The following is a 20,270-nucleotide window of genomic DNA, read 5'->3' as shown; positions in this document are numbered from 1 at the left end:
ACCTATGAAATACTTCTATTTACTGATGGTAGCAATATTGCTGGTACAGGGTGCCCATGCTCAACAAATTTACCAGATCCGGGCCGACAGTGTCCGCATATATAATGTTTGCGATACTGCGGAACTGATCATAGAAAACAGGACCCAGGGTACCCGTGGATTCCTGTATAACAAAGGCGCCGGCCGGACTGAATTTCGCCGGGTACGATTAGAGAAAATCGGTCAATCACAAATCGCCATCACCGGACAGGATACCCTGGACTTAAGCACGCTGCCGGGTATTGGCGGAGTGGATACGATATACCGCAATGGAGATAATATTACCTATATAAAGAGAGGATTGACGTATAACGTGTATGCTCCGGCGTTAAATGTGAGTGAGGAGGCGGTGCCCAATACTATCCCCCGGCGTAATCAATACGGACAGATATTCGCTACCCATTTTAATACGGATACTCCAATAGAGTCTGTTACTCCTATAAAGCTCTTCGGTAGCTACGACAATTATATTCGGGCATTTAATGCCGAAGCAGTGCGGAATTTTCTGGGTCCTGAAACACTTCAAAGTATTACAGACAGGGGGTATACGCTAACGAATAATATTCAGTTCCTATCCTCCAGGAGCGACTCTACGAATGGGCTCTACTGGGGATATAATACAGATACCTGGAAAATATTTGTCGAATCATTTCAAGACACGCCGTCGGGTAACCTGATTTTTGAATCCAGAGATAACGGGGACGAAGGATGGATATTCAGAAGCTGGGGCTACGGTGATCCTGTTAAAACAGATGTACTTTCATTAGCCTCTAACCGCTTTAGCTATATGGGAAAGCCGGTGTGGAATGGCTGGAACCTCAATCGGCCAATAGGACAATCCTATTTTAGTATACCAGCATCAGATGGTATGAATGCCGATCATTTTTACCAGGGATCTACTTTTTCTTACATGAGTAATACTCCATATCATGGACCGCTATTGTCTTTTGGTGGGTTGAACGGTGGTTACGATTGCCAGTTGAATGCCAGTTATAACGAAACCAATGAAATTGCTTTCAGGGTAAGAAATGGAGATGCGAATATCTGGAAACCCTGGTATAAAATATGGCATGAAGGCAATCTTTCGGTAGCCATAAAAGGAACCAACGTTGCCATTAAAACGGACAACAACGGTCATCTGGGAATAGAGAATTGGGTGCGTGTAGGAGAGAATACGGGGCTTTATACACCGAGTTACCGATACCTGTTCAACGACAGTCCCAATAGCTGGGCAATCCGCGCCGAGCAAGGGGTTGTTAATTCAGTTTGGCTTTCCCTGCAAACAGGCGAGGGCGCCGAACGTGGTTGCTTTTATGCAGACGCCAACAATGATATTGGGTTTGTTAACGGTGGTACCCATACCTGGAGACTAAGAACAGATGCTGCCGGCAACGCCTATATCGGCGGCCAGATGCAGGCAACTTCTTTTTATCAGACTTCGTTAAGGAGCCTTAAAAAAGACATACAGCCGTTACCGTATGCGGCATTGCCTATCCTGAAAAAAACACAGGTACGGTCATTCCGGTTTAAAGCAGATACCACCGGTAAAGTAAATGTAGGTTTCATCGCTGATGAAGTGCCGGAAGAAATATCTATTCCCGGCAGAGGCGGAGTGGACCAGGCCAGCACAGTGGGCCTGCTGGTGAAATCCGTGCAGGAACTCAGTGAACAGAACGAAGCTTTGCAGCAACGGGTAATGCAACTGGAAACCCTGTTGAAACAATTACTGAAGGAGAAGAAATGATTGTTATGAAGAAATTACTATTGTTGTTACTGACCGGATGGACAAGCACACTTTGCGCCCAGCAAATCTACCAGATCCGGGCTGATAGTGTCCGTATTTACAACGTTTGCGATACGGCGGAACTGATTATTGAAAACCGTACACAGGGAGTTAACGGCTTCCTCTATAACAAAGGTGCGGGCCGTACGGAGTTTCGGAAAGTACGCCTGGAAAAGATAGGAGATACCCAAATCGCTATAACGGGACAGGATACACTGGATCTGGGTACACTGCCAGGTATTGGTGGTATTGATACGGTCTACCGCGAAGGTGATAATATCGTTTACCGTAAACGCGGAAAGCTGACCCAGGTATATGCACCGTTCTCGCCATTTTATGTTATCCCGGCAGGACAGACCTACGGCCCCGAAATTTTTAACCCCTGGAAGGTAACGGGTTTCGGGGCGTACCACTCTCCGGATATGCCACTTACCTCAGAGCAGTCGACAGGGATCAGCCCGGCTACACGCGACTATTACGTGGGGCATACGGTGCTGGAAGGCAATAAGGGATATCAAATGGCGGTTAACTGGGACACGGAGGACCTGGGTGTAAGAGGCGCATTTATCCGCGGAAAAGATGATAACCGCACTACCTGGAGCCCATGGCGGGAGTTGGTGTTTAAGGATTATGCGGATAGGAAATATCTTACCAGCGAGGGAGCACCGCAATATATATGGAATCAGAAAAATACTGCACAAAAAGGAGCGCTCTGGGTAAGCGATCACTCTATCGTGGGAGGCACTACGGGCATCGGTTCTGTTGAACTATGCCCCGGACTTACCACCGAGTCTGGTTATATCAGCCTTTATGAACCATCCCATAAAAGAGTTGGGTATATCGGTGCAAAGCAGGACAGAATGTTCTACAACGCTGAAATAGGTAATCATAATTTCGCACAGCAGATTGATTGTGATCAGATGGGCCGCTTTAAAGGCTGGTATAACAGCGGAGAAGGTAAATCCATGGAAGTTGGTACATTCGGTGGCGGCACCTATCTCCAGGGATATGACCGTTCTGCGAAAACGTATCTTCCCACTTATCTTTTGGGAAGTGAAATCAACATCTCCTCCAATACACCGGATGAACGAAAGATATTTGGCCTCCGTACCAATACCAATGTATACAATTTTGGAAGCTGGATTCTGGATGGAAGTTGGGGATACTGGTCTGGACTTAACTTTTCCTATGGCAGCAAAGTACCTTCTATTTTATTTGATAAATATAATAATGGTGGATTCTATCAACAAACAACGCAAAAATGGATACTGTTATGGAATGATAGCATACAAACCTGGACAACAAATGACAACGTCTTATGGCATGCCGGGAATCTCAATCCCCAGGTCACCGCTGTCGCCAATAGTGCTGCACTGCGTGACGGCAACGGCAACCTCACCGCCAACGGCTTTTTCCAGGGTTCCAAAGCTATCCTCAAAAAAGATATCCACCCGTTTAGGGAAAATGCCTTGTCATTGTTGAATAACGTGAGCATCCAACAATTTATTTATAAAGATGATAAGGAAGAAAATGTAAGGGTCGGTATCATTGCGGATAACACTGACTGGCATTTTTCTACCAAAAAAAGAGACCGTTTCGATACCAACAGTTCCCTGGCTATCACGATGAAAGCTGTACAAGAACTTAGTGCACAGAATGAAGCCTTAAAACAGGAGGTGGCTGAGTTGAAAGCATTGGTGAAACAGTTGCTGGCAGAAAAGAAATAATGAATCCCTATAAATGAGAACTATGAAACGATGGTGGTTATTATGTTTGTTAATTACAGGATGGAACACGGCGCTTCACGCGCAGCAAACCTACCAGATACGGGCCGACAGTGTCCGGATATACAGTGCCTGCGATACGGCTGAACTAATTATTGAAAACCATACCCAGCATACGCAGGGGTTCCTGTTTAATAAAGGAATGGGCCGCACGGAGTTTAGAAAGCTACGGCTGAAAATGACGGGGCCCAATACCTTGTCTATCGTGGGGCAGGATACCCTGGATTTAAGTCCGTGGGGCGATGAGCGTTATGACCTGAAAAGTACCAATTACTGGAAGATAAAGGATTCTACCATCGCGCCGTTTCAACAATGGCCTATGTTTAAGGTGGTGGGTTATGATATTTATTCCGGTTTGGACATGCCCCGTTTATCGAGGCAGGCGTTTCAGGGCGTCGGAAATATGCGGTACTACAATGGTTTAATGGTAGGTAACGGTAGTACAGGTTTTGATATGGCGGTGAACTGGGATGGCGAACTATGGGGGCCCAATGGTGTTTTCTTCCGTGTAAAAGATGATACTAAACCGCATTGGAGCGAGTGGCGGGAGGTTTTATTTAAAGATTACGCGGAATCCAATTTTATCCAAAACCAGAAAGACAGCGCCCAAAAGATGGCCCACTTGTGGATCAGCGGTACGGCAAAAATCGAAGACAGCGTGGTATTGGGAAAATACAAAAATACCCTGGCCGGCGATGGTGTGTTATCTACAGATACTGCCGGTAATCTACGACTGAAGTTTATCACCGGCGGCAACAATATATATACAACAGACGGAGCGCTAACGGCCGATAGAACGCTGGATGCAGGCGGACGTTCGTTGCTGTTCCGGGCAAGGAACGGTATGACGGATTCTTCGTATATGCTTATACGTTCAACAGGAGTTAAATTTGGTGCGGTTGCAACAGGTGGCGTTGCTCAGCTGGAAGCCGATAGGAATACCGGTGCCCGGATGAGCTGGTCCCAGGCCGCTAATGCTTTGCTCTTTACGCTGGATAGTTCGAGGATTTCGTTTGTGAAAGAGGTAGGTGCCACCAAAGACACACTTCTCTATGTCAGCCAGTATGGAGCCACAAAAATTAACGGGGAATTGGAAGTACTGGGAATTTATCAATCTTCTCAACGCAAGCTGAAAAAGGACATTCAGCCATTTGAAAAGTCTGCGTTAAGTATCCTGAATAGTGCGGCTGTACAGACATTTAAGTATAAGGCCGATAAGAATGCCATTACCCATATCGGTTTTATAGCAGAAGATGCACCGGAAGAAATGGCGGCGCCACAACGCCTGGGTATTGACCAGGCCAATACTGTTGCCCTGTTGGTGAAGGCTATGCAGGAACTGAATCAGAAAGTAGATGGCCTGCAACAGGAAATTGGTTCTTTGAAAAAGGAACTGGCTGATCTGAAGGAAAAACAAAAATAGAAACCATTAGCGGTCATACCCTGCAAGGGTGTGGCCGTTCGCTCACGGCACATACGGTCCTCCTGTCTCTCCCCAGCCCCATCTCGGCATCGGCTGCTGTTCATCCATTTCCAATGTATTTTCCCGCGAATTAATCACCGCAATACGGGTTCCCCATTCCAAATATCCCACAAAAGCCGACCGGAACTCCGGATCATCCGGCATACCCAGCTCATCGGCGGTTTGGAGTAACAGTTCTACCCATCTTTTGCGGTGCTGCTCGGTAAGATGTTTGCCCAGGTGTTTCTGTACCATTTGATAGTGAGATCCTTCGCCCTCGCTGTAAGTAGTTGGCCCACCGAATACTTCTGCGATGAAGTGCGCCACATGTTGCTGGTGCTGCGGGCTCATGTGTTTAAAAACAGGCTCCAGTAAGGGATCTTGCAGTACTTTGCTGTAAAAAATGTTAGTCAGGTTCTCAAATGCGGGCATGCTGCCGGCCCATTCATATAAAGTAGGAATTTTTTTATCGGCTGCCATCTTGTTAATTTGCTGTCAAATGTAGGGAAGATAGGTGTGGGGAGCAACAACTTACCAAAAAGTAGGGAACCGTATGATCACGTTGCATGATAAAAAGTATACCTGCCCGGTGGACGTTACCCTGGGGTTTATTGGTGGTAAATGGAAACTGCTGATATTGTCGCATTTGCACTGGCAGGAGCAAAGCAGTTACACGCGTTTAAAGGAAAATTTACCGGGCGTATCGGAAAAAATGCTCAGCCAGCAGTTGAAGGAGCTGGAACGGGATCTACTGATAACAAAGCAGGTAGTTTCAAGGAAACCTTACCGCGTGATGTATTCCCTGTCGGGAGAAGGGAAGTCACTGGCTCCCCTATACGAATTTGTGAGTGAGTGGGGCGTCCGTTATCTGAAAAAACACGGTATCGATTATATACAGGACCAGCATTTATATAAATAGTTTGTCATCCTTCTACAATACCTTTTACCAGGGCTCCCCACTGGGCTTTGGATAGTCCCAGGATGGCGCCTATACCGGTTAATAAATTTCTCACCTTGTCCAGGAGCCGCCGCACACCGGTATTGGGAATTTCGTTTCTGCCATAGACACTTGCTTTTATTTCCAGGCCGTTTTTCTCTACAATAAACGAACTGGTAGCATAATGTTTAAAAAAATGGGCTGCCTCCCGGTCCGCTGATTGTGGCAGCGGCAACGGACGTACGCGAATACCGGTATAACGTCTTTCCTGGCTGAGGATTTCTTCGATCTGTACCCAGTCGTAACCCTGACCGGTCTGCGTACGCGGACCAGGGAGACTGATACGGATATAATCGCCTTCCTGTGCCCTGCGGTTCAATAACGCCCCGGCAGGGGTAACCAGCTGGAACCGGCCGCTGAGAGGTCCGCTGAGCAGGTGCCAGTGATTGATGTCGAGCAGTCTGCGCCGCGCCACTTCGTATAGCACGATGGCTGCTTCTTCACTGCCGGTACGATGACGATAGCTGGTATTGGATTGTCCGCCCTGATGCTGTGCCGGAACGAGTCCGCTTGCTGCTAATGATGGCCCCATAATTCCACAGATTGATACCTCCAAAAGGCTCCAACAATTATGCCTCCACCCATTGTTTTACCTATCTCAGCATGGGACAGGATAGTTGCCCTGGAATTTTGTTCTAAATTACCTTTCATATTACTGCATACTAAAATTCCACGTTATGCCGGAAAAGCCAATGATAACATCAACCAACAGGCTGCCATAGCCTGGTTCCATAGAAGAATATTCGTCGTATAACCGTTGCTGTTACACGGTGCTGTAGCCCGTGCCGGGACAGTTGTGCCTGAAAATTGTCCGATAGTCGAAAATTTATTGTCTAACCTAAGATTTCACGTTATGTCTAAACGTTATGCACGTCTACGGCAATGGCACCGCCGTGCCTGGCTATGTGGTCTGTTGCCATTACTGTGCTGCCAGCTGGTACTGGCCCAGCAGAAAAAGATTACCGGCATCGTATCGGATTCCGCATCGGGTGTGTTAACCGGTGTTACGGTGCAGGTAATCGGAAAATCGATCGGTACCCAAACCGATGCAAAGGGCGCCTATACGATTATGGCCTCGCCTGGTGAAACACTGGCTTTCCGTTTTATAGGTTATGAAGAAAAAAGAGTGGTGGTGGGCAACCAGCCGGTCATGAATATTCAGCTGCAGTCCAATACGGCAGGCTTGAGTGAAGTGGTGGTCATCGGCTACGGTGCCCGGCAAAAGAAAGACCTGACCGGTGCGGTGGCTACGCTGAACAGCAAACAAATGCAGGACCTGCCGGTAGCGGGAGTAGACCAGAAACTGACCGGACAGATTCCCGGCGTACAGGTCAGCACTGTTTCCGGTACCCCGGGCGGCGGAGCGGCCATTAAAATCCGCGGTTCCGGCTCTTTCGGCGCCAGCAGCGATCCGTTGTTTGTCATCGATGGTTTCCCGATCGCAGCCAGCTTCGGCCAACAAGCCAGTCCGCTGGGATTCATCAACCCGGATGATATCGATAACATCACCATCCTGAAAGATGCTTCTTCGACGGCTATCTACGGTAGCCGGGGTTCCAACGGTGTAGCTATTGTTACTACAAAAAGAGGACAGCGGGGCAAGCCGTTGGTACAGGCCAACAGCTACTATGGTTTCCAGGAGGTGCCGCAGAAAGGCCGCCCGCAGATGCTGAATGCGCGCGAGTTTGCCCAGTTCAGAAAAGATATCATCGTGGATGATTTTGCCTCCCGCGGACAAACAGCGACCGATGCGGATATCCCGGCTGAATACCGGAACCCGGAGCAGTACGGCGAAGGTACCAACTGGTACAACACTGTACTACGCAAGGCGCCGCAACATAATACAACCGTCAGCGTTAGTGGCGGTTCTGACAATACCCGCTATTATTTCTCCTTCGGGTATTTTAAACAGGACGGGGTACTGCGCTATACCGGCTATGACCGCTACACCGTTAGGGCTAATATAGAAAGTAATATCGGGCGGAAAATAAAAATAGGCCTTAACCTGGCGCCTACCTATCATACGCAGTCTGTCAATGATTTTGAGAACGGTTTTACAGACGTGCTAACCCGTAGCCTGTGGTTAAGTCCACTGATACCGGTATACGACAAAAACGGCAACCGCACGCCCTATATCAATTCGCCCGGTATGTTTAACGCGGCCAATCCGCTGAATTCCCTGCAATATGGCGCTACCAAAATCAAATCGCTGACAGGACTGGCCACGGCCTATGCGGAATATGAAGTGATCCCCGGACTGAAAGCAAAAGGCAGTTTTAACGTAAGCTACGGTAATGGATCTACGTTTGTCTTCAATCCTTCTTTCCTGGGTGGGGTGAACAATCCGCCGCCCAGTATCCCGAATTCTTCCCAATCCAAGGCCAACGGCCTTAACTGGCTGGGGGAAATGTTGCTGACCTACGACCGTACTTTCCATAAAGATCATTCCCTGAACGTGGTACTGGGTTATACAGCGCAGAAATCCCGGGAAGATGTGCTGGTGATCAATGCCAGCAACTATCCGGATGACCTGATAAAACCCATCGGGGCGGCGGCTACCATTCCTTCCTACTCCCAGGATGTACAGGAATGGGCCATCCTTTCTTATCTCGGGAGGATAAACTACGCCTTTAAAGATAAATACCTGTTCACCGCTACGGTCCGCTCTGATGGCTCATCCCGCTTCGGGTACAATACCCGCTATGGTACCTTCCCTTCAGCGGCAGTGGCCTGGAGAGCTTCGGAAGAACCGTTCCTCAAACAGGTGTCCTGGCTTAGCGACCTGAAAGCCCGTGTAAGCTATGGACTGTCCGGTAACTATAACATCGGCAACTATACGTATATGTCTAATGTGGTGACTAACAACTATGTGCTGGGCGGCCAGATAGCAAGCGGCCGTACCACTTCTTCCCTTAGCAACCCGGATCTCACCTGGGAAGAATCATCGCAGCTGGATGCGGGTATCGACGTGGGTATCCTGCGTAATCGTGTAAGCGTTACCGTAGACTATTACAAACGTATCACCAAAGGCATGTTATATAATTCAGAGATACCCTTGTCTTCCGGTTATACCAATGTGATCATCAATGCCGGCAAGGTGGAGAACCATGGGCTGGAGATTGGGGTGAACAGTGAAAACCTCACCGGGGCTTTCACCTGGACCACCAACGCGAACATCGCTTTCAACCGGAACAAGGTGCTGGCGCTGAACGACCGGAACGATCCTATCTACAGCGGCAGAAGCGGGGAAGGCTCCTTTACGCATATCACGGAAGTAGGGAAGCCCGTAGGATTGTTTTACGGTTACGTAGTGGAAGGGATTTATAAAGATCAGGCTGACCTGGATAAATCGCCCAAACATGTCACTTCTGTAGTGGGTTCTATTAAGTATAAAGATGTGGATGGCAACGGTATCATTGAGCCGGTGAATGATTTTGCGATCATCGGTGATCCGAATCCTAAGTTTGTATGGGGCCTCACCAATAACTTCTCTTTTAAAGGCATTGACCTCGGTATTGTGCTGGTAGGAGCGCAGGGCGGACAGGTATTAAAAACAGCTAACCAATACCTGCAGAATATCGATGGTATTTTTAATACCGACAGGAGCGTATTGAACCGCTGGCGTTCTCCCCAGAATCCGGGAGATGGTAAAACGCCTACCACCAACGGCGCCCGTGTGATTTACCGGGATGTAAACTCCTCCTGGGTGGAAGATGGCTCGTTTATGCGTATACAGAACATCACGCTGGGATACAATCTGAACAAACAATGGTTGCAGCGTACCCGCTTTATTTCACGGGCACGGTTATACGCCAGCGTACAGAACCTGCATACGTTCACCGGCTATTCCGGCGCCAATCCTGAAGTGAGCCGTAAAACAGTGTCTGGAAACGCTACCAGCACGGCATTAACGCCGGGAGAAGATTTTACCAACTATCCGTTGGCAAGAACATACACCCTGGGTATTAACCTGTCTTTTTAACAGAAAAATTGTGTTGCTATGAACAGGCTTCGTTATTTTTTAGGTATCAGCATATGTTTATGCAGCTGTGGTAAGAGTTTCCTGGACCTTAACCCGGAAACGTCCATCAACGGCGCTTCTTTCTATAAATCGGAGGCGGAGATAGAACAGGCGGTCAACGGCGCCTATAATATTTTGCAACCGCTGGGATCTGAAAGCTATTGGATTTTCGGCGAGATGCGTTCCGACAATACCGCTTTCCAGTACAATACCGCCGACAGAGGGCATGAACAATGGGAGTTTGCGGATGAGTTCCTGGTAGGCGCTACCGCCGAGTGTATCACCAATCTCTGGAAAAACAGTTACGTCGGTATTTCGAGGGCCAATGACGTGTTGGACAACATACCCAATGTAAAGTCAGGTTTCTCTGCCGGTAAACAGGATCAATATACAGGAGAAGCTGAATTTCTCCGTGCTTTTCACTATTTTAACCTGGTACGTCAGTTCGGAGGGGTGCCGCTGCGGGAGCATGCGGTGGTGGCTCCGGGCGGGTCGCTGTCTAAAGGAAGGGCTTCGGTGGACGATGTATATGCACGCATTATCGCAGACCTGACCGATGCCGCGGCCAGGCTGCCGGCTTCCTATACCGGCGCTGCGGTAGGAAGGGCCACTGCCGGCGCTGCCTGGGCCTTGCTGGGTAAGGTGTACCTTACCCGCCACCAGTATGGTGAAGCATTGACAGCATTGAAGAAGGTAACAGGTTACAACCTGCTGCCCAATTACGCGGATAATTTTGATCCGGGAAAAAAGAACGGGGCGGAATCGATTTTTGAGATCCAGTACCTGGGCTCGCAGACAGGATTGTTCAGCACTTTTATGTACATATTTGCGCCGTATACTTCCGGCAGCGCGGTTACCGGCGATACCAAGACCAGCATTAACGGCAGCGGTTCCGGCTGGAACATACCAACGGCAGATATGATCAGTGCCTATGAGCAGGGCGACAAGCGCAGGGACATATCCCTGGCGGAAGGATACAAGGCGGCTGATGGCTCTTTTGTAGCGATACCTTATGTGAAAAAATTTAATCACGGCTTTACGGAAGTAGGACGTACCAACGATAATTTCCCATTACTGCGTTATGCTGATGTGGTGCTGATGATCGCCGAATGTTTGAATGAACAGGCTTTTGTACCCAACGGAGAAGCATTTGATCTGTTAAACCAGGTGCGCCTTCGGGCAGGCTTGCCACAAAAGACTGCCGGAAATGCGGTGCCAGCGTTGAATATAGCCAGCCAGGAGGATTTCCGGAAAGCGGTGTATCATGAAAGACAAGTGGAGCTGGCCTTTGAGAACCATCGTTGGTACGACCTGGTACGTACCGGTAAGGCGGTGGAAATCATGAATGCCCACGGTGTACGCGAAAAACAACAGAAAAATTATATACCGGGCAATGCCTACCAGGTAACCGCTAATCGTTTGCTGTTGCCTATTCCACAGACTGATATCAACCTGGATAACCTGACTCAAAATCCGCAATAGTATTCTAAATTTTTTATCATGATCAGACAGTATGTTCTTTTGTTATTGTTTATCACGGTTGCCTGTACCGCACAAACAGGCCATTCGGCGCTTACCCGTTTGCGTTGTGAATTCCGTGAAAACCCGCTTGGTATTGATGCTACTACGCCCCGGCTGAGCTGGGAAATCAACAGCGATCAACGTAACCTGAAACAACAGGCTTACCAGGTGATGGTAGCTTCTTCGTTGGCTGATTTGAAAGCAGATAAGGCGGACTTATGGAACTCCGGTAAAGTAAGTTCAGATCAGTCGCTCAACGTAGTGTATGCCGGTAAACCGCTGGGTAGTGGTGATGCCTGTTTCTGGAAAGTAAAAGTATGGACCAGCGACGGGAAAGAATCGGCCTGGAGTGAACCGGCTTCCTGGAGCATGGGACTGCTGCAGCCATCCGATTGGCAGGCGATATGGATAGGCCTGGATAGCGCCTTCGCAGGGGATAAACCGACCGATACCTTTACCCGGCTCAGCGCCAGGTATCTCAGAAAAGATTTCCATCTCTCTAAAAAAATAAAAAAAGCAACCGCTTATATCAGCGGCGTAGGGTTGTATGAGTTATACCTCAACGGTGGCAAAACCGGCAAAGATGTGCTGGCGCCCGGTCCTACGGAATATAACAAACGCACGTTCTATAACACGTACGACATCACTTCCCAGCTGCAGCAGGGAGATAACACCATTGGCGCTGTCCTCGGTAACGGCCGGTATTTCAGCATGAGAGGCAATGGCTCCGGTTTACCGCCCATCACCAATTTCGGGTATCCGAAAATGATCTGCCAGGTAAATGTATTGTATGAAGATGGGTCTACCGATAAAATTGTCACCGACAACAGCTGGAAAGTAACGGCAGCAGGACCTGTGGGCGCCAATAACGAATACGACGGAGAGGAATATGATGCTACCAAAGAAATGCCCGGATGGAGCAAACCCGGTTTTAATGCCGCTTCCTGGCTGCCGGTGCAACTGGTATCCAAGCCTGGCGACCTGCTGGTGGCACAGATGAATAATAATATTCGTGTAATGGATACCGTTAAGGCACAGCAAATAAAGGAAATAAAACCCGGTGTTTTTATTTACGATATGGGGCAAAACTTTGTAGGATGGGTTCAGCTGAAAGTGAAAGGTTCCCGTGGAACACAGGTAGCGCTGCGTTTTGCCGAGAGGGTCAACGACGACGGTTCACTGTATATGGCCAATCTTCGTTCTGCAAAAGTAACGGACAAGTATACACTGAATGGTAACGGCACAGAAGTGTGGGAACCGCGATTTACGTATCATGGTTTCCGTTATGTAGAGGTGACCGGTTACCCTGGAAAACCGGATCTCGCGGCCATCGAAGGCCGGGTGGTGTATGATGATATGGCCACTACCGGCCAGTTTACCACTTCCAATGAAGTGATTAACCAGGTATATAAAAACGCGTATTGGGGTATCCGGGGTAACTACCGGGGTATGCCGACTGACTGCCCGCAGCGCGACGAACGCATGGGATGGCTGGGTGATCGCGCCGTAGGCGCAAGAGGAGAGAGCTTTATCTTCGATAATCATTTGTTGTATGCTAAATGGTTGCAGGATATTGAAGATACCCAAAAGCCTGAGGGTAGTGTGCCTGACGTCGCGCCTTCCTACTGGCGTATGTACTCTGATAACATGACCTGGCCTGCCGCTTACCTGATTATCGCCAACCTGCTGTATGAGCAGTATGGAGATGATCAGCCTATCCGTAAGCATTATGCCTCTATGAAAAAATGGATGGCTTATATGAAGGATAAGTATATGAAAGACTATATCCTCACCAAAGACACCTACGGCGACTGGTGTATGCCGCCGGAATCACCGGAGCTGATCCATTCCAAAGATCCGGCCCGTAAAACTGCCGGTGATTTTCTGGGTACGGCCTTTTATTATCATCTGCTTACGCTGATGGAACGTTTTGCTACCCTCACAGGAAATACCGCTGATGTGGCGACTTTCAAAGATTTGGGCGAAAAAGTAAAAACAGCCTTCAATAAAAAATTCCTCAACAATGATGGCGGCTTTTATGCCAACAATACGCCTACAGCGAACATTTTCTCACTGGCCTATCAACTGGCGCCGGAAGCGAAGCAGCAACAAGTGTTCCGGCATATCGCAGATAAAACGCTCCAGGATTATAAGGGGCATATCAGTACCGGTCTGGTAGGCGCGGAATGGTTGATGCGTACACTCACCAATTACGGAAGGGGAGACATCGCCTATCAACTGGCCACTAACACTACTTATCCCAGCTGGGGCTACATGGCTAAAGAAGGCGCCACCACCATATGGGAGCTATGGAATGGTAATACGGCTGATCCGGCCATGAACTCCGGTAACCACGTTATGCTGCTGGGCGATCTGGTAGTATGGTACTATCAGCATTTAGGTGCTATACAACCAGATCCTGCTGCACCCGGTTTTAAAAAGATCATCATGAAACCACTGGTGGTAGGTGATCTGAAGAAAGTGGATGCCGCTTATCATTCTGGTTATGGTATGATACGAAGCAACTGGGAGAAAACAGATAACGCTTTTAAATGGCGTATAACCGTCCCTGTTAATACCGAGGCTACCGTGTATGTACCAACGAAAGATGCGAAGAATGTGAAAGAAGGAGGGAAGCCTGTAGCGGACAATAAGGATATTCAGTTTGTGAAGATGGAAGATGGATATGCGGTGTACAAGGTAGGATCAGGGAATTATGATTTTCATGATTAGTCCTGATGGCCATGATTGGCGGAGAATAGATGTGTAGATTAGAGCGGATAAATATAACCCCCATAGGTTTTATACCTGTGGGGGTTTTGTTTGTTATGGGTTGATACGTAACGCCTCGCCCCAACTGTACCCGGTGGCCGACACTAAATTTTTCCGGATAAAATTTTTTTGTAACCGATTGGTTACTTATATTTGTAACTGAATGGTTACAGATAAAAATTAGCAGTATGCGTAGAGACGTTTTTCAGGCAATAGCAGACCCCACCAGAAGGGAAATTATTCATCTGCTGGCAGACCGGTCATTGAGCCTAAATATGGTAGCGGAGCACTTTGATGTAAGTCGGCCTGCGATATCCAAACACGTGAAAATATTAACGGAATGTGGGCTGGTGATTATCCGGCAGCAAGGACGGGAACGCCATTGCCAGGCTGATCTGCGGCAGTTGAAAGAGGTGTCAGAATGGGTAGAGCATTACCGTAAGTTCTGGAACCATAAACTGGATGCCCTGGAAGCTTTCCTGACGGAAGATGGGAAGAAAAAGAAGAAGAGAAGCAAATAATATAAACCTATAAACTACGCTTTTATGAAAAATCAGCCACTGGTCGTTGAACGGCTATTGAATGCACCTGTTAAAAAAGTTTGGGAGGCATTGACCATCAAAGAGAAAATGAAACAATGGTACTTTGATGTATCCGATTTTAAACCGGAAGTAGGCTTTCAGTTTTCTTTCGCTGCTAGCGACAATGGGGTGGAGTATGTTCATCGTTGCAGGGTCACAGCTGTGGAACCAAATAAGCGGTTGGCTTACACCTGGAAATATGATAATTATGAAGGAGAGTCGTTATTAACTTTTGAACTACAGCCGGAAGGCGATCAAACAAAGTTGGTACTGACCCATGAGGGACTGGAAACTTTCCCGCAACATCTGAAATCTTTTACCAGGGAGAGCTTTGCAGGCGGTTGGAATTATATTATCAACAATTCTTTGGCGAAATACCTGGACCCGCAATACCAGCCTGGCCCTGAAACGGAAACCAGGTGCTAGTTTGTTTAATTCTTAATAGCGGAACCTGGCGTAACAAACGCTAAGATGTAATCTGCTGATAGCTGTACCCAGGCTCCTCCGGCCTGGGTATTTTTAGTATCTTGCCGGCTATGCGCCGTTCTTCTTTCTCTTTATCCAACATCCTTTATACGCTGCTTTTTGCAGGGTTGCTGGGCATTGTATTTATCCCCGGTGGTAAAGTTTGGTTTTTGCAACAGTTGATGAAAGTCGGGTTGTTTCAGCCTGCTGTGCCCAAAAATAAGGCAGATGCTATCGCTTCGCCGGAGATGCTTTTCCGTGATGCTGTTGGAGCGCCGGTAGCTTTGTCGGCCTTGAAAGGCAAAGTGGTGTTCATTAATTTCTGGGCTACCTGGTGCCCTCCCTGCCGGGCGGAGATGCCCTCTGTGAACGAATTGTACCTGCGCTGGAAAGATAATCCGGGCATCGTATTTCTGATAGTGGATGCAGATAGCCAGCCGGAGAAGGCCGCTGCCTTTATGAAGGAGCATGGTTACCAGTTGCCCGTAGCGTTACAGGCCGGAGAAATACCTCGTAATCTCTATAGTGGTACCCTGCCTACCACGCTGATTGTTGACAAAGCAGGCCGGATCGTTTTCCGGGAAACAGGGGCTGCCAACTATAGCAGCCACCGGCTGAAGGAATATATTGAGCAGCTGATGGCGGAAAAGCAGTAGTTTTTTGTAAATTTTGGGAGCGGTAACTGCTAAACCCATATAGCTATCCCAAAATTGTTTACTTTTGAATAAATATTTCGTTTACATTATTTACTATGAAGACAGATTCATTAGCCAATAAAGTGTATGTAGAGCTGCGTCGTAAGATACTTTCCAATCAATTGGTGCCTGGCATGCGCCTGAAAGAAGATGTATGGGCCAAGAAGACGGAAGTAAGCCGTATGGCAGTCCGCGAAGCGCTGACAAGGTTGTTGGGTGAGAACCTGGTAGTGTTTGGAGAGAAGGGTGGTTACTTCGTAAAGTCCATGACAGCCGAAGATATCCGCCAGATACGGGAACTGCGTGAGCTGTTGGAGCTGGGTGCTATCCGCATCGCTATCCAGAAAATCGGTAAGCCCGAAATCGCTTCCCTGGAGAAGATCTGTGACGATTTTTCCAATATGGTGAAAAGCGGCTACATGGGCGGCGCCTGCGAAGCCGATATGAAATTCCACGAAACCCTCATTTCCCTGGCAGGTAATGCCAAACTGATGGAGATGTACCAGTCCAGCAATATTCCCCTGTTTCATATGAAGCTGGGCAAAATGCTGGTACAGATGGATGACTATGAGCAAACCGACGAAGAACACCGTACTATTCTGCAAGCCCTGAAAAATAAAGACATTAAAAAGGCGGAAGAAGCACTGGTAAAGCATTTGCTGCGGGGAGAAGTAACTACCCTGGAAGTAGAGTAACCCCCTTCCTGACAGATAGCATCTCCATATTTCCCCCTCTTTTCAATTTTTCGCAAATATTTTTTTGTTTACAAAATTTGAATATATTTGTAAACAGAGTAGCGAGCGACTGACTATTCCTGGTCGGTACCAAAGCTAACGTTATGTGAAACTTGCGGGCGGTGCCAGCGCAGCGTGTAGTCGCGCCCGTATTATCAACCTGTAATGCCGACATGTGTTCTTGCCATCAGCAGGGCAGTGAGCGGTGAATGAAACGCGAAAAACTCATCCTGCTTTTTAAATCTGTATCCGGCAGGTGATATGTCAACAGCACCGGTGCATGCCAGCCATGCGCGCGGGATTATCTAACATTTTATCTAACCAGAATTATGAAAGGAACACACCTTTACCTATTTGCAACCCTGCTGGCGCTCGTCGCAGGTCTTTGCAAACCACAAAAGCTGATAGCACAGGAGGTCAGGGAAATCAAGGGGACTGTGCTGGACAGTGCTACGCAGGCCGCGCTTCCGGGCGTTACGGTATTTATCAAAGGCACACAAACCGGCGCTTCTACCAACGCCGAAGGTCACTTCACGATCCGTGCTGCCAGTGGAGATGTGCTCTCCTTCACCTACATCGGTTATGACAAAAAAGAAACGGCGATAGGCAATCGTAACAACATTTTTATCTCCCTCTCACCAAATAAAACTACCCTGAATGAAACGGTAGTCATCGGCTATGGCGCTGTAAAGAAAAGTTCCGTGACCGCCTCCGTGGCAAAAGTGGAAAATAAAATACTGGACCAGATGCCGGCAGGCCGGCCGGAAGCCGCACTGGTAGGTCGTATGGCAGGGGTAAACATCTCCCAGTCACGCGGCCAGGTAGGATCGGCCCCCACCATCCGCATCCGTGGTATCGGCTCTATCAGCGCCGGCAACGATCCGCTGATCGTGATCGACGGCATTCCCGGCGGTAACCTTGGTATGATCAACATGAACGATGTACAGTCGGTAGAAGTGCTGAAAGACGCTTCCTCTGCTGCGATCTACGGTTCCCGTGCAGCCGGCGGCGTTATCCTCGTTACCATGAAAAAAGGGGTAGCCGGTAAACCGAAGTTTAACTTCAACGGTTATGCCGGTCTGGGTAAAGCCATCGTTCACAACGACTGGCTCACCGGCGATGATTATTACAACTACGCGGTAAAATACCAGAACCGGGAATATGCCTGGGTAAACGGCGATGTAACCCTGCCGGTATGGGGTGATGCCAGAAGACCCGCTGCCTACCAGGTTAGCGATGTGCTGAAAACCGGTCATGTTGTCTGGCAGGATGCTGTAATGCGTACCGCGCCGATTCAGAGCTATAACATCTCCGCCAGCGGCGGCACGGATAAAGCTACCTACTATGTGGCGGCGACCTATAAGGATGAACAAGGCACGATGACCAACACCTGGTTTAAAACCTATGGTATCCGTGCTAATGTAGACGTACAGGCCAGTAAAGTAGTAAGCGTCGGATTTATGCTCAGTCCCTCTTATTCCAAACGCCGCTACAACCCTTCCGAAATTCCTAACTATTCCAAATACCCTTCTTTTGTAGAAGTACAGCGGGCTAATGGTACCTATCCCACTGCGCGCGACTACTGGGGCGCCGTGGTAACCGGGCAGGTAAATCCAATGGCTACCTTACAGGGCTCTGAATATTACGGCAGCAGCTTTAGCAATATCGGTGAAGCCTATCTGAAATTAAACCTGGCAAAAGGACTGAGCTTCCGTTCCTCTGTCGGTACTACCATGGACTTCAGCAACCGCGACGAGTTCCAGGCTTCCTGGGCTACCAGCGCCGCTAAAAACTCCGGTACCGATATTACCAGTAACAATATCAATGTGCTCAATGAAAACGTGTTGAGCTACAACACTACTTTTAAAGGTGGTCACGATCTGTCAGCCATTGCCGGTGCTTCCTATCAGCGCAATGACAGCAAATCGGTAAACCTCTACGCGGTTGCCGGCAGTTACAATAACGATATCGTACATACGATGGGCAACGCTACCCTGGCGCCCAACAGCAACACACTTAAAAGTAAATGGGGCCTTATTTCCTACTTCACCCGTGTGAACTACGGTTATAAAGATAAATACCTGTTGTCTGCTTCTATCCGTACAGACGCCAGTTCCCGCTTTGGTCCGGATAACCGTTGGGGTTATTTCCCCTCCCTGTCCGCCGCCTGGCGGGTGAAACAGGAATCCTTCCTGAAAGACTTCAAACCTGTCAGCGACCTGAAACTGCGTGCCAGCTGGGGTGTAACGGGTAACTTCAATATCGGCGACTTTCAATACCTCGGTCTGATGGGCAATACTTTCTATTCACCGGGTAACGTGGTTACCAAAGGTCAGGCGCCTGTCAGCTATGCCAACAGCCAGCTGGGCTGGGAAAAAACCAAAGGTATAGATCTGGGCGCTGAACTGTCTGTGCTCGACAACCGTATCAACATCGTGTTTGATTACTACGACAAACGTACCTACGATTTGCTGTACAGCATGCCGGTGCCGGCTACCACTGGTTTCAACAACACCATGACCAACATTGGCGAAATCCGTAACCGCGGGATAGAATTTGAAATCAATACCCGCAATATTGTGGGTAAGTTCAACTGGCAAACTTCGTTTAACTATTCCCGTAACAAAAATACAGTTGAAGACCTGGGCGGTGTGAACAACGTGATCGTGGCAGACCCTTCTTCCAATATGAACTGGATACTCCGCGTAGGTGAACCGATGTTCTCCTACTACGGTTACAAAATCACCGGTATCTACCAGAATGCCGCGGATATCGCTGCTAATCCGGGTATCGCCGGTTCCCGCCCGGGTAACCCCAAATTCGAAGATACCAACGGCGACAAAAAAATTGATGCCAACGATAAACAGCTGCTGGGCAACTTCCAGCCGAAGGCCATCCTTGGAATGGTGAACAATTTCTCTTACAATAATTTTGATCTGAGCATCGCGATGCAGGCATCACTGGGAGCTAAAATGTACAACTATGAAAACCAGTTCTACCAGGGTTCCCTGCTGGGCGCTATGCGCCGCTCACTGGTAGAGAATCAGTGGTGGTCTGCCTCCGATCCCGGTAATGGCAAGGTGCCTGCCAGCGCGCTCAATACTTTGGGATTCCAGACTATGTCTGACGCTTATATAGAAGACGCCTCCTTCCTCGCTATTCGTAACGTAAACCTGGGGTATACCCTACCTGAAACGTTGATCCGCAAACTACGGGTGACTAACTTCCGGGTATACCTTTCTGCCAGCAACCTGTTCATCTTCACCAAAAAAGAATTTCATGGATATAACCCCGAAGGTTATACGAAAGGAGAGGTGAACGGCGTAGCCAGCATGCCGGGCGCTAACTATGGTGCGGAACCCCTTAGCCGTATCTACGCACTGGGATTCAATTTTAACTTCTAACCGACAAAAGCG

General features: G+C 48.5%; 14 protein-coding genes. 12 read left to right on the top strand and 2 right to left on the bottom strand.

Annotated elements, in window-relative coordinates; all coding sequences use genetic code 11:
- Nucleotides 1-4: 4 nt before the first annotated feature.
- From ICL07_RS04015 to ICL07_RS04005, 3 genes are read left to right on the top strand one after another with little or no spacing between them, the layout of a single operon-like run.
- Entirely contained in the window at nucleotides 5-1,783 is a 1,779-nt protein-coding gene (locus tag ICL07_RS04015; protein ID WP_188086649.1) for a tail fiber domain-containing protein, read from the top strand.
- 5 nt (nucleotides 1,784-1,788) lie between these two features.
- Entirely contained in the window at nucleotides 1,789-3,549 is a 1,761-nt protein-coding gene (locus ICL07_RS04010) for a tail fiber domain-containing protein (RefSeq protein ID WP_188086648.1), read from the top strand.
- 22 nt (nucleotides 3,550-3,571) lie between these two features.
- Nucleotides 3,572-5,029 carry a tail fiber domain-containing protein gene (locus ICL07_RS04005; protein WP_188086647.1) on the top strand — a complete coding sequence of 486 codons (1,458 nt, stop codon included), beginning with the start codon at nucleotides 3,572-3,574 and terminating at the stop codon, nucleotides 5,027-5,029.
- A gap of 42 nt (nucleotides 5,030-5,071) precedes the next feature.
- On the opposite strand, the gene ICL07_RS04000 is transcribed toward ICL07_RS04005, so the two are convergent.
- A complete protein-coding gene (locus ICL07_RS04000; protein ID WP_188086646.1) occupies nucleotides 5,072-5,548 on the bottom strand; it encodes a group II truncated hemoglobin in 477 nt (158 codons plus the stop codon).
- Between the two features lie 73 nt (nucleotides 5,549-5,621).
- Here ICL07_RS04000 and ICL07_RS03995 point away from each other — a divergent pair, with 73 nt between their 5' ends.
- Nucleotides 5,622-5,987 carry a winged helix-turn-helix transcriptional regulator gene (locus ICL07_RS03995; RefSeq protein ID WP_188086645.1) on the top strand — a complete coding sequence of 122 codons (366 nt, stop codon included), beginning with the start codon at nucleotides 5,622-5,624 and terminating at the stop codon, nucleotides 5,985-5,987.
- 4 nt (nucleotides 5,988-5,991) lie between these two features.
- Here the strand turns inward: ICL07_RS03995 and ICL07_RS03990 are convergent, their stop codons facing one another.
- Entirely contained in the window at nucleotides 5,992-6,597 is a 606-nt protein-coding gene (locus ICL07_RS03990) for a hypothetical protein (protein WP_188086644.1), read from the bottom strand.
- Nucleotides 6,598-6,918: 321 nt separating this feature from the next.
- Here ICL07_RS03990 and ICL07_RS03985 point away from each other — a divergent pair, with 321 nt between their 5' ends.
- The 8 genes from ICL07_RS03985 to ICL07_RS03950 all read left to right on the top strand — a co-directional run bounded on the left by ICL07_RS03985 (nucleotide 6,919) and on the right by ICL07_RS03950 (nucleotide 20,258).
- Nucleotides 6,919-10,047 carry a SusC/RagA family TonB-linked outer membrane protein gene (locus ICL07_RS03985; protein ID WP_188086643.1) on the top strand — a complete coding sequence of 1,043 codons (3,129 nt, stop codon included), beginning with the start codon at nucleotides 6,919-6,921 and terminating at the stop codon, nucleotides 10,045-10,047.
- An 18-nt stretch (nucleotides 10,048-10,065) separates the two neighbouring features.
- Nucleotides 10,066-11,568: a RagB/SusD family nutrient uptake outer membrane protein gene (locus ICL07_RS03980; protein ID WP_188086642.1), complete on the top strand. Its 1,503-nt coding sequence runs from the start codon at nucleotides 10,066-10,068 to the stop codon at nucleotides 11,566-11,568.
- A gap of 18 nt (nucleotides 11,569-11,586) precedes the next feature.
- Nucleotides 11,587-14,340, top strand: coding sequence for a glycoside hydrolase family 78 protein (locus ICL07_RS03975; protein ID WP_188086641.1), 2,754 nt, complete (start codon nucleotides 11,587-11,589; stop codon nucleotides 14,338-14,340).
- A 227-nt stretch (nucleotides 14,341-14,567) separates the two neighbouring features.
- Nucleotides 14,568-14,900 carry an ArsR/SmtB family transcription factor gene (locus ICL07_RS03970; RefSeq protein ID WP_188086640.1) on the top strand — a complete coding sequence of 111 codons (333 nt, stop codon included), beginning with the start codon at nucleotides 14,568-14,570 and terminating at the stop codon, nucleotides 14,898-14,900.
- A 24-nt stretch (nucleotides 14,901-14,924) separates the two neighbouring features.
- Nucleotides 14,925-15,386: an SRPBCC family protein gene (locus ICL07_RS03965; RefSeq protein WP_188086639.1), complete on the top strand. Its 462-nt coding sequence runs from the start codon at nucleotides 14,925-14,927 to the stop codon at nucleotides 15,384-15,386.
- Between the two features lie 110 nt (nucleotides 15,387-15,496).
- Entirely contained in the window at nucleotides 15,497-16,081 is a 585-nt protein-coding gene (locus ICL07_RS03960; protein WP_188086638.1) for a TlpA family protein disulfide reductase, read from the top strand.
- Nucleotides 16,082-16,176: 95 nt separating this feature from the next.
- Entirely contained in the window at nucleotides 16,177-16,815 is a 639-nt protein-coding gene (locus ICL07_RS03955; RefSeq protein ID WP_188086637.1) for a GntR family transcriptional regulator, read from the top strand.
- A gap of 368 nt (nucleotides 16,816-17,183) precedes the next feature.
- The gene (locus tag ICL07_RS03950) at nucleotides 17,184-20,258 is read left to right on the top strand and encodes a SusC/RagA family TonB-linked outer membrane protein (protein WP_188086636.1); all 3,075 of its coding nucleotides are present in this window, start codon (nucleotides 17,184-17,186) and stop codon (nucleotides 20,256-20,258) included.
- The last annotated feature ends 12 nt before the right edge of the window (nucleotides 20,259-20,270 follow it).

Origin of the sequence: Chitinophaga qingshengii, assembly GCF_014529935.1 — a bacterium.
Taxonomy (GTDB): Bacteria; Bacteroidota; Bacteroidia; order Chitinophagales; family Chitinophagaceae; genus Chitinophaga; species Chitinophaga qingshengii.
This window is presented reverse-complemented; position numbering and strand designations above follow the sequence as displayed.